This is a genomic window from Phormidium sp. CCY1219, assembly GCF_055795085.1.
Genome location: NZ_JAYFEQ010000676.1, coordinates 1 through 10,492, shown reverse-complemented (window position 1 = coordinate 10,492; position 10,492 = coordinate 1). Strand labels below are relative to the sequence as shown.

Sequence of the window (10,492 nt, the reverse complement as noted above, 5' to 3'; positions counted from 1 at the left end):
ATAAATAACTATTCCGCTCATCGGAATAGTTTTTTTCCATCCCGGGAATTGGACTAAGCATAAATAACTATTCCGCTTATCGGAATAGTTTTTTTCCCATCCCGGGAATTGGACTAAGAATAAATAACTATTGCGTTCATCGGTAGAGTTTTTTCCCACCGATCGCTTGGTGGTGGTGAAATATAGCAGGTCTCTTTCTTGATGTGGCACGCAGCCGAATAGTCCCAACCGCACTTGCACCTCCGAAGTAAAAAATTCGTTACCTCACCCATATGAGAACTGCTATAAATGAGACTCTCCTAATCCAAGATTGGGACTAAAAGTTCCCGCCTTATTGCTGAAGTCCTCTAAAGACGACTGATATGTACTGGTGCAAAAATAATTGCAGATAGTCGGGTGGGTCTCGCCCCTCGAGAGGGGTGCCGATCGCGCATCTATTCTGGAACTGCCCACCCTACAAACCGATCGGGGAATTGAGCGATCGCCAATCAACCTCTGTGCGGGGGGGGGGGAGCCTCGCACAGGGCATTCCCAATTTATATCCCAACCCTCTTAGTCCGCTAAACCTGCGGACTATTCCGTTTGGATTAAGCAGGATTGCTTGAGAAATAACCGCATATTACCGGATGTTAAAATAAAAACTGTTGTTTATTTAATGGAGGCATAATTTATGAGTATTTCTTTAATCGATGTCGCCAAATACTACCAGGAACTTCCTCATCAAAAGCAAGCCCTGGAGATTTTAGAAGACCAAATTCAAGCCACGCATCCCACCTGGTTAACCGACGAATCGGAATTTGTAGAAACCTGGCGAAATGAAGAAGAAACTGCGGAAGTTTTTCCCCAAGCAGATATTATTTCCGATGGGAAACAGCTTCGCGGCGAGTGGCAAGGTCAAACCTACATCATCGATGCGAACGAACTGAGCGTTCTGGTACTCGATACCTTAGATCCGGAAACTGGAGAAACCACCGATCGCGAATTCAGAGGCGATCGCTTTGTGGATTTGAGCATCAATCCCAGCACCGGACATATTGCGGTTGGTGTATTCCTAGATTACTTTGTGGCCACAACTGTAAGTGCGGTATTTATTATCGAGCCGCAACCAGGCGGATACAACAGCTATGTGGCACAACTCCCCGGATCTCGACCCCTCCCGAATGAGTTTTCTACCTATCCGTTAGCCAGTATCGGATATGTGCGCTTTGTGTTTGACAATTTGCAGGTCAGTCATTCCGATGCGGCGGCAAATGTGGCCCTGGTGGTGTTTAAACCTTCGACAACTCCCGCCATGCAGTATGCAGGTTGTGTGGATTTGAACGCGATCGAAGGCACGGGCGGTTTGTGTTCTAACCGCAGTTAGTCTGGATGGTGGTAAAATAAAGGCGATCGCGAAACTTATTTTTCAAGGATAAATATGGGTTGGTTTTCTGGAATTCAAGCAACCATTGCCAGTGGAATAACGGTAATGGTCGCGATCGCTCACCCTCAAGGATTGGCGATCGCCTGGGCAGAAAAATCGCCGGAAATAGATTTCACCCCCGCCGAACCGGCAGGATTATCCTTCAGCAAAACGCCCTTAGTCGCTGAATCCGAAATGCCCGAAATCGAGATAATTGCCGATGGCGATCGCCTGCGCGGGCAATGGCATGGAGAAACCCATACCATCGATGCTAGGGAGCTAACGGTTCGGGTATTGAACACCGTAGATCCGCAGACTTACGAACCAGTGGATGCTCGCGATATGAGCGGCAATCGGATTATCAGTGCCAGTGTAGATTCCACCACGGGAAATATTGCCCTCGGGGTTACGTTAGCGCAATTTGCCGATGTAGATACCAGTGCGGTTTTTATTATCGATCCGCAACCCGGGGGATATGGAATTTATCGGGCGCAGGTGCCTGGAGAGCGACCCCTCCCCGATGAATTTTCCACAAATGCCCTCAGTAGCATTGAGTACGTGAAATTTGTGGAAGGCGATTTGTTGGTTAAGCAATTCGATATGTCAGGATCCGAAGCGCTGGTGGTATTCACCCCGTCAGATACTCCCGCAATGGAATATGCCGGCTGTATGAACTTACAGGCGGGGGAAGGGAGAATTTGTTTGAATGAGTGAGAGATAAAGCGAGAAAAAGCGATCGCCATTAGGGCCGAGGAAAAATCAAGCCCACCAGGCGATCGCCAGGGATTGCCGAACGCGCATCTCACTCAGGTGAATTCACGCCTCAATCCACTTCCTTGAGGACAGACACCTCAGATTGCGCTTCTTGCCAGCATTTTTGGATGTAGAATTCGGCGCGATCGCGCAACACCGTCACAAACAACCCTTCAGCGGATTGCGAATCCGTGGAAATCCAGGTGCCTCGCAGGGTCACTTCCAAATATTCCTCGTCCGCGACACACAGGGAAATTGCCTCACTTGGGTCCCGCCGCGCCTCCGCTTCTAGGTCATGCAACCCTGCCAAATCCGCAGGGAGCAAAAACGATGCCGCGATTGGTTCGATAACGACGCCAACGCCGACTCGCATCGCCACGATCGCTCGCCAAGCCACTAGCTCATCAATAGACTGAGCCAGACGCTCCAGGTGAAAGCCAGTTTCAGTATAGGTGAACTTTAGCATTACCAGTGGTCTCTCGTTCTATGAAATATGTGATGCTTTGGCTAAAGGCAAAAGAGGCAGCTTGGACAAGCGTGGCAAAGAAAGATTGAAGTATGAAGGGTCAATTTTCAGGAGAATAATTCCCAAGAACCGTAAAAAAGCAAGGTTCCTCCTTTTACCCTAGTGGTTTGCCCTTGATAGATTCCCCTTCATGCTTCATCCTTTAAACTTTCCGATAACCTCTCATCCTTTAGAGTGTGAAATCATTCCAGAACTGTTCTGCAAACGCGATCGCCGGATGCATGGGAGCCTTCGGTTTGGTTTTTAGAGGCATCCCCGCTTGCGAAGGCGTGCGATCGCCCTTCCGGGCGTTGCAATGGCTGCAAGCTGCCACTACATTATCCCAGGAATGGGTGCCGCCTTTCGATTTGGGAATCACGTGGTCTAGAGTTAAACGCTTCGTGCTGCCACAATATTGGCACCTATGGCGATCGCGCTTCAGCACTTCCCGGCGGTTCACTGGTGGCACCTTCCAGATGCGTTCCGTCCCCGACACCGTTAAACGGATGTATTGCGGAACGCGGAACACTTCCGACGGCGATCGCAATTCGTACACCTGAGACGAATTCCCCTGGGCGGTCCGGGAGTTCATTCCCCCCATCAATTCGATCGGTTCCGCTTTCCCCGTGAGTAACAGCACGATAGCCCGTTTGATATTGACTCGGCTAATCGGTAAATAGTTTTTTGAAAAAACCACCACCGATGTAGCTAACACGTCACTTATAGCGGTTTTCATGGTGATAAACTACATTTTATTGGTGTGCTAAATGAGTTAACCTCTCAGCCCTCGGAGTCAAGCCCTACAAGGATCCCTGCCGGGGATTGAAACAAAACCGAACTCCGCATTGAAATAGCCCCCACTTCGGGATAACCAGAAGCGGGGGCAGAAAAAATCCTTGCGATTAAGGGTTTCTTATCCAAATATCGGTTAGGCAGACCTCTGCCTAAACCTCCCGCTTCGGTTGTTAATATGAAGCCATCTGTGAGCCTTAAATAAGGTTGCTTCTAAATCCTCTTCGATGTCGAGCGCATTCCCGTTCTTGCTATCATAACCATTTCCACAGGGATATTCCAGGTCTCCAGTGGTGCCCCAGACGCCATAGGCGGCGTCCGAGTCTCCACTGACGTCGAGACCGCTGAAATATCCATTGCCGGAAAGAGTTGATAAATCGCTCACTGGAATGCTCTTTGAATGGTACGACTTGAATTCTCCACCAAACATACTACACTAATATTACAGACATGTCTACCCATTTGAGGAAAAAAGTTATGCCCGCAATTACTAGAACGCCCACCACCGAGATGGAAGTTACCAGCATTCGCTTGGAGAGACAACTCAAAGACAATCTGAAGAAACTCGCTGGAAACCAAGGCTATCAAGCCCTGATCCGAGATATCCTGTGGAATTACGTCCAGCAAAAATCAGGAGATTATCGACCTTCATTTTCGCGCTCTGATATCCGCGCCAGTCTAGAGGCGATCGCCGAACGAGAGGAACGCTGCGTCCTAACTGGCAAGATAATTCCACCCCACGAACCGATGTTATTAGGCTTAACAACAACAGGCGAAATGGTGCCCCTCAGTTTAGACAGTATGGCTGCATAGGCTTTTCCCCAACCCCCGCGCCCCCCATTCCTGCGGGGGGCGATCGCCACGATGGTAAAATGAGCAACGCCTCAAACTCCCGGTGCAAGCCCACTTTCCTTTGCTTCACCTTCTTCGGGTCTCTCGCCTCACCCTTGGCTGAAATGATTGGGCTTCATTGATAAAAATATTAAAATTTTATTATAAAAACTATAAAATAGTTCAACCATTGACCGGCAGATGGCAACTCGCGCCGGGAAAAAACTCCCCGCCGTGGATGTTGCTGCTTTGCAACTTCCTCTTTGATGAGGATAAATCATCCCCTTTTAAGCATGAATAATTAACCAGCAATCATTAAGAAAAGCCCCACAACAAATGACCAACACCCAATGACCAACACCCAATGACCAACACCCAATGACCAATGACCAATGACCAACAACAAATGACCAATGACCAATGACCAATTATTTTAGTTGACGATAATTTTCCCAGGCTTCAGCGATAATTCTCGGTGCAGTTTCCGCCGGAATTTGTAACGCTTCGGCGAGTTTTTCTAAATAATTGGATTCTTCTGGGGTAACTTTGCCATCGGCGATCGCAAATGCCGCCGCCACTGCCAAAGCATCTTCTACCATATCCTTAGGCAGCGCTTCTATCGCCCCATTAAAGAGCGCCTCCGTTCCTTGCCGATCCCAAATTCTATCGATTCTCTCGGAAATTTTGGCGATATCCGCTTCTGAATATCCCTTCATGGCACCACTTGCCATCAACTGATTGAACAGTTCCGATTCGTTCTCCGACATTTTTCCGTCGGCATAAACCACAATCAAGGTAATGGCAAATAACGCTTCGACAGGCGTTAATTTTTCGGTGAATTTCGCATAACTTTGGAAAAGTTTGTCATACTTGCTCATGGTTTTATCACCCCGAGATGCATGGATGTGGCAGAGTTAACGGGCGTGTTGAGAGAAAAAAAAGCGGATATCGGCTCGAGTTTTGCAAGGGAGGTGGGTGGGGCGTGAGTGGACATTGAATCCGCCGCAACATGTCAATCCAAGCGTTTCGGCGAGATAAGATAATCTTGACCACTCTCAGAAACTCAGTTTAACCCGGGGCTTATTGCATCTGTGGCAACACCTCGTGAATCAGGTCTGCAGTGACGCGATCGCTAATCGTTGCCGAACCGATTTCGGTGGGTAACACGAAACGGACCTGACCATCTTTCACCTTTTTATCCGTTTGCAGCTTTTGGATAATCTGCTCGATATCCAACCCTCCCGGCAATTTTGTCGGTAAATCGGCTTTTTCGATTAAGGCATACTGACGGGCGCTGCTTTCTTCATCCCACAGTCCCAATGCGATCGCCAATCGAGACGCTGCCACCATTCCAATCGCCACCGCTTCTCCGTGATTCGTCACCTTATAGCGGGTCAAACTTTCCACCGCATGACCGATGGTGTGACCGTAATTGAGAATCGCCCGCAGGTTAGCTTCTTTTTCGTCTTTTTCTACCACATCGGCTTTACTTTGGCAAGAGCGAGTAATGATATCTTGCAATAACTCTTTATCCACATAGCGCAATTGATCCAACCGTTTTGCCTCCTCCATGCGCGCAAATAACTCGGCATCCCAAATAACCCCATATTTAATCACTTCTGCCATACCGGCGCGAAACTCGCGGGCAGGGAGAGTTTGCAGCACCTCGGGGTCGATTAAGACGAATTTGGGTTGATAGAATGCGCCGATTAAATTTTTGCCTTTCGGATGATTGACCCCAGTTTTCCCGCCAATGGAAGCGTCTACCATTGCCAGTAAAGAGGTGGGGACTTGCACGAAATTAATGCCGCGCAACCAAGTTGCCGCCGCAAAGCCGGTCATATCGCCAATCACACCGCCGCCGAGGGCAATTATGGTGGAGGATCGTTCTAATTGGTTATCCAGGGCGACATCATAAACTTTTTGCACGGATTTGAGGGTTTTGTATTGCTCTCCGGCCATTAAAATGCACTGAGAGACTTCAAAGCCGGCGGCGGTTAAAGAAGCGGTGGCGCGATCGCCATATCGCCGATACACCACCGGGTTAGAGACCACTAGAGCTTTTTTGCCGAGATTGAGAGACTGCATCTTTGCCCCGAGTTCCTCGATGGACTTGGGCGCGATCGCAATCTCGTAGGAATTTTCCGGTAAATTAACGCAGATTGCAGAGGGCATGGTTGGCGAATCGATCCACTACTGTTTGCAGGCTGTATTGTATCGCAAGTGATGATTTAATAGTATTTAACGGATTTATAAAGGAGAAGTTGGTAAATGACTGCATCTGGAGTTTTGGCTTACGCTCTGATTCTCGGCGGTGCTTTCATCACCGCTGTGGTGTTGATGTTTGGCCTGCGCGCCGTTAAGCTGATCTAAATTCTATCTGAGGGCAGCCCCTTCCTCGGAAGGGCACCCCCAGTGGCGATCTGTGGCGCGTAGAGATTGACGGGTAAATCTCTACTCGGGTCACTCCACCGAATCCTAGTGTTGCCGGTGGGATGTAGCCATTAAACCCCGCTGCGGCGGGTTTTTTTATTGGGGCAGGGGATCGAACGGGGCGATCGCCATTCTGGGGAAAACCTTGCAATAATTCAGTGTTTTCCCCGGGTTTTTGCCGATTGCCGCCCGCTCCGTATTTTCCCGGAATTCTTTGAGGAATAGACACAATTGCCTATTTCTGCCCGTCGCATATTTCCGAGTGCCTAAACTGGCAAACTAACTTTTTTAATGCAATACTTATTCCGGTATTGCCATCCACTTACGCTGTCTGGAGTGACAGAAGAGAAGAAAGAATGAGCGTTACCTGTGACAAGTCCGGTTGGCTGTCGCGCTGTTTTGAGCCGATTTGGTTTTTCGCGTTCGTTCCGTTCAAATTTGCAGAGGCGGTTCTCATCACCCTCCTGCCCTTATTCGTGGTTCAGGTTGCCAATGGTAGCGTCGCCGATGTGGGACAAATCCACTCCCTGATTTCCCTCGCCGGTGTGGTTGCTTTTATCGTCTGGGGCAACCTGTCGGACAAATTCGGACGCCGCCGCCCGTTTTTGATTGTCGGATTTCTCGGATTTGCCGTCTGTACTGCCCTTCTCGCCTTGGGAAATGGGGTTCGGGAGGTGGCAATTTTCAGCACCCTAGCGGGATTTTTTATTGCCGCCGTTACCCCGGTAGCTTCTGCCCTGGTGCTCAATTCCTTTCCCGAACAGCAGTGGGCACCTGTGTTTGGGCGATTTTATCAGATTGCCGGCTGGAGTTTCGTGGGCGGCGTACTGTTGGGCAGTGCGTGGTTGACCCTGCGCCCGGAAGCGTTGAGCAACGCGCAAGCCATGCGAAGTTTGTTGCTGTTTTCCGGTGGATTTGCCTGTTTGAGCTTTATTTGCTGTTTGTTGTGGGTTCGAGAGTCGCGGGAATTTCGCAAAAAACGGCGGTTTACTCGTCAATTGCTCGGTCGCCTGACGGTAGCGGCGATCGAACGACGGGCGATATTTTACCCCTCGCGGATGATGTACTTCGTCTTGCGCGCGGGTTGGCAAGGTCACTTGCAAAAGCTTGTGGGCGGTCCGTTGCTGAGTTATTATGGGTGTTCGGGTTTATTTTTCTTTGCCATTACCTTGGTTTATATCCCGTTGCCGATTTTTCTCACGGATGTGTTGGGGGCAACGAATTCTCAGGTATTTTTAATTACCTTGGGCAAAGCGGCGATCGAGGCGTTTTTCTACATGCCGGTGGGTCGCTTCGTGCAACAGCGACGGGGCATTTCCTTGCAAGCGTGGGCTACCGCCGCGCGGGTGGTAATTTTTCTGATTTTCACTGCGGTGGCACTGATGCAACCCTCGGCGATGAGTTTAATTATTGTCGGCGTGACTCATCTGTTTACTGGCTTAACCTGGGCGGCGATTAACGTGTCGAGTACCACCGTGGTTGCCGCACTGGCGGCTAAAGGTCAGGAAGGAATGGCGATCGGATTGTATAATTCCATACTGGGTAGTGCTACAATTTTAGGCAGTGTAATTGGCGGATTGCTAGCAGCCAGTTTCGGCTATGGCGCTTGTTTTATTCTCGCCGCAATCTTAACCACTGTGACCTCGGTTGTATTGTGGAAGCTGCAAGATGCAATGCCGAATCCCACCCTTACCGCTTCTCAAGTAACTTGAGATGTAAACCTCAGGAAAAGGGAGAATTAAGAATTGAGAGGCCATTCGGGGGATGGTTTCTCAATTCTTAATTTTTAAGTTTTAACTGTCTGAGTCAATTGGGGAAAAGTCTTTCGCCGAGTCAATTGGGGAAAAGTCTTTTGCCGAGTCAATTGGGGGAAAGTCTTTGGTGGCTAAAAATTCTCGCACCACATTGGAAACTCTGCGAAATTCGCCATCCACTTGATAGTTCATGCGCCGCATTTCTTCTTCAGAGATTACGCCGCCGAGTTGCGCGTAAACTTCGCGCAATTGGGGATATTTTTGCAAAGTGGCTTCGCGGATGACGGGGGTAGCGTCGTAAGGGGGAAAGTAATTTTTGTCGTCTTCGAGGACGACTAAACCGAGGGTTTGGATGAGTCCGTCGGTAGACCCGCCGGCGACCATATCCACTTTGTTTTCCACCAGCGCCCGATACATCAACCCCATATCCATCACTTGCGGGTTTTCGGCAAATTCCAGATTGTAAGTTTCTGCCAATCCCGGAAATCCATCTTCGCGTTCGATGAATTCATAACTGAAGCCTCCTTGCCATTCTGGGGTGTATTCAACGGTATCGGAGATGGTTTCGAGATTGTATATTTCGGCATCTTCGCCGCGTATGATAATGGCGTAGGTGTTTTCAAACCCGAGGGGTTCGGTGATGGTCAGGTCGAATTGTTCTTCGTATGCTTCTTTGACGATGTTGTAGACTTTCTGGGGGTTGCTAATCGGTTTTCGTTCGAGGATGGCGCTGAGGGAGGTGCCGGTGTATTCGACGTAAGTATCGATGTCACCACTGATAACGGCGGTATGGCAAATAAAGGTACCGCCGAGGTTTAATCGTCGGTCTACGGTTAGGTCTGTTTGGTTTTCGATATGTTGGGCGACGAGTTCTCCGAGGATGACTTGTTCGGTGAAGTTTTTTGAGCCGATTACGAGGTCAGCTCTGCCCCCTAACCCCCCACTTCCGGGATTGCACCCAGCGATCGCAAACATTAAAACCGCACTCACCAGGGTCAGGGAAAAGAACCGAAAATAGTTTCGTTTGCTCACAGGGGGGGAAAGGGACATGAGGACAGTGGGACTGGTAGAGGCAGGGAATGGTTGTCTGTGCGGAAATAATCGGTGCGGAAGGGAAGCGATCGCGTGCAATGCGCTCTTCCCCCCACACAGAAGCCATCCGATCGCCTGGGTGAATCGGGACAGCCCCCCACCCCGGTCCCCGGATCCCCCGGAGGGGTTGGCGCGGGTAAAAGGAGCGGGGTTGCGGTGTCCCCGGGCATGGCGATCGGCCCACAAAAACAGATTGTGCAGCAGTGGATTATTTTTCACTTTTGATTTTTCCTTGAGCCGTCAAGTGATTCTCGAACCAGCCGATCGCAAAATCTGCTGCCAGTGCCATCAAGGCGGCGGGAACCGCACCGGCGAGAATCAGGTCGTTATTCACCATTGCAATGCCTCGGAAAATAAAGGCTCCCAATCCGCCGGCACCGATCGCGGCAGCAATGGTGGCAATCCCTACGGAAATCACCGTCGCCACCCGCACGCCGGCGAGAATCACCCCCAGTGCCAGGGGAATTTCCACTTGGACTAACAATTCCCAATTGGTCATTCCCATGCCGCGACCGGCCTCGCGGATCGCCGGATCGACCCCGATAATCCCGGTATAGGCATTGCGAATAATCGGCAGCAATGCATACAATGTGAGAGCAACCATCGCCGGAATCTTGCCAATCCCGCCGAGGAGCGGAACGGAAATCAAAAACCCGAACATGGCCAAACTCGGAATCGTCTGCACCACGTTGGCTACGGTTAAAATCGGTTGTGCTAGCTTCGGTTGACGAGTAATCAGGATGCCGAGGGGCAAGCCGATCGCGATCGCCACAGAAATCGAGATCGAAACCAGGATGATGTGTTCCCCGCAGCGAAACAGAATTTCTTCGCCGTATCGAAACAGAAAAAAGTCATTCATCAGAAATTAGGGTTGGTAAGGGGGAGAACGGAAACCCTCGTCATTTATGCGTAGGGAGGAGTTCTCCCCCC

At 50.0% G+C, this 10,492-nt stretch carries 13 protein-coding genes; 5 read left to right on the top strand and 8 right to left on the bottom strand.

Going from position 1 to position 10,492, the window contains the following annotated elements; translation table 11 throughout:
• A partial coding sequence (locus tag AC0QH1_RS19770) for a hypothetical protein (RefSeq protein WP_324633006.1) occupies positions 1 to 210 on the bottom strand: 210 nt, incomplete at its 3' end.
• A 460-nt stretch (positions 211 to 670) separates the two neighbouring features.
• On the opposite strand from AC0QH1_RS19770, the gene AC0QH1_RS19765 reads away from it, so the two are divergent.
• Together AC0QH1_RS19765 and AC0QH1_RS19760 are read left to right on the top strand one after the other, a co-directional pair.
• Positions 671 to 1,363, top strand: a complete 693-nt coding sequence (locus AC0QH1_RS19765) for a hypothetical protein (RefSeq protein ID WP_324633005.1) — start codon at positions 671 to 673, stop codon at positions 1,361 to 1,363.
• 54 nt (positions 1,364 to 1,417) lie between these two features.
• A complete protein-coding gene (locus AC0QH1_RS19760) occupies positions 1,418 to 2,116 on the top strand; it encodes a hypothetical protein (protein ID WP_324633004.1) in 699 nt (232 codons plus the stop codon).
• Positions 2,117 to 2,225: 109 nt separating this feature from the next.
• Here AC0QH1_RS19760 and AC0QH1_RS19755 read toward each other — a convergent pair whose 3' ends face one another.
• From AC0QH1_RS19755 to AC0QH1_RS19745, 3 genes are all read right to left on the bottom strand, one after another.
• Positions 2,226 to 2,621 carry an alr0857 family protein gene (locus AC0QH1_RS19755; RefSeq protein ID WP_324633003.1) on the bottom strand — a complete coding sequence of 132 codons (396 nt, stop codon included), beginning with the start codon at positions 2,619 to 2,621 and terminating at the stop codon, positions 2,226 to 2,228.
• A gap of 229 nt (positions 2,622 to 2,850) precedes the next feature.
• Positions 2,851 to 3,396, bottom strand: coding sequence for an HNH endonuclease (locus AC0QH1_RS19750; RefSeq protein ID WP_324633002.1), 546 nt, complete (start codon positions 3,394 to 3,396; stop codon positions 2,851 to 2,853).
• 192 nt (positions 3,397 to 3,588) lie between these two features.
• A complete protein-coding gene (locus AC0QH1_RS19745; RefSeq protein WP_324633001.1) occupies positions 3,589 to 3,837 on the bottom strand; it encodes a hypothetical protein in 249 nt (82 codons plus the stop codon).
• A 92-nt stretch (positions 3,838 to 3,929) separates the two neighbouring features.
• Here AC0QH1_RS19745 and AC0QH1_RS19740 point away from each other — a divergent pair, with 92 nt between their 5' ends.
• Positions 3,930 to 4,265, top strand: a complete 336-nt coding sequence (locus AC0QH1_RS19740) for a hypothetical protein (protein ID WP_324633000.1) — start codon at positions 3,930 to 3,932, stop codon at positions 4,263 to 4,265.
• 446 nt (positions 4,266 to 4,711) lie between these two features.
• On the opposite strand, the gene AC0QH1_RS19735 is transcribed toward AC0QH1_RS19740, so the two are convergent.
• Positions 4,712 to 5,161 carry a tellurite resistance TerB family protein gene (locus AC0QH1_RS19735; RefSeq protein WP_324632999.1) on the bottom strand — a complete coding sequence of 150 codons (450 nt, stop codon included), beginning with the start codon at positions 5,159 to 5,161 and terminating at the stop codon, positions 4,712 to 4,714.
• A 202-nt stretch (positions 5,162 to 5,363) separates the two neighbouring features.
• Positions 5,364 to 6,458 carry a 3-dehydroquinate synthase gene (gene aroB / locus AC0QH1_RS19730; protein ID WP_324632998.1) on the bottom strand — a complete coding sequence of 365 codons (1,095 nt, stop codon included), beginning with the start codon at positions 6,456 to 6,458 and terminating at the stop codon, positions 5,364 to 5,366.
• Between the two features lie 96 nt (positions 6,459 to 6,554).
• On the opposite strand from aroB, the gene petL reads away from it, so the two are divergent.
• Together petL and AC0QH1_RS19720 are read left to right on the top strand one after the other, a co-directional pair.
• Positions 6,555 to 6,656 carry a cytochrome b6-f complex subunit PetL gene (petL, locus tag AC0QH1_RS19725; protein WP_324632997.1) on the top strand — a complete coding sequence of 34 codons (102 nt, stop codon included), beginning with the start codon at positions 6,555 to 6,557 and terminating at the stop codon, positions 6,654 to 6,656.
• 416 nt (positions 6,657 to 7,072) lie between these two features.
• Entirely contained in the window at positions 7,073 to 8,428 is a 1,356-nt protein-coding gene (locus AC0QH1_RS19720) for an MFS transporter (protein WP_324632996.1), read from the top strand.
• Positions 8,429 to 8,509: 81 nt separating this feature from the next.
• On the opposite strand, the gene AC0QH1_RS19715 is transcribed toward AC0QH1_RS19720, so the two are convergent.
• Both AC0QH1_RS19715 and AC0QH1_RS19710 read right to left on the bottom strand, forming a co-directional pair.
• Positions 8,510 to 9,781, bottom strand: coding sequence for a glycine betaine ABC transporter substrate-binding protein (locus AC0QH1_RS19715; RefSeq protein WP_324632995.1), 1,272 nt, complete (start codon positions 9,779 to 9,781; stop codon positions 8,510 to 8,512).
• Positions 9,771 to 10,421, bottom strand: coding sequence for an ABC transporter permease (locus AC0QH1_RS19710; RefSeq protein ID WP_324632994.1), 651 nt, complete (start codon positions 10,419 to 10,421; stop codon positions 9,771 to 9,773). The genes AC0QH1_RS19715 and AC0QH1_RS19710 overlap by 11 nt, the downstream gene beginning before the upstream one ends.
• Positions 10,422 to 10,492: the final 71 nt, after the last annotated feature.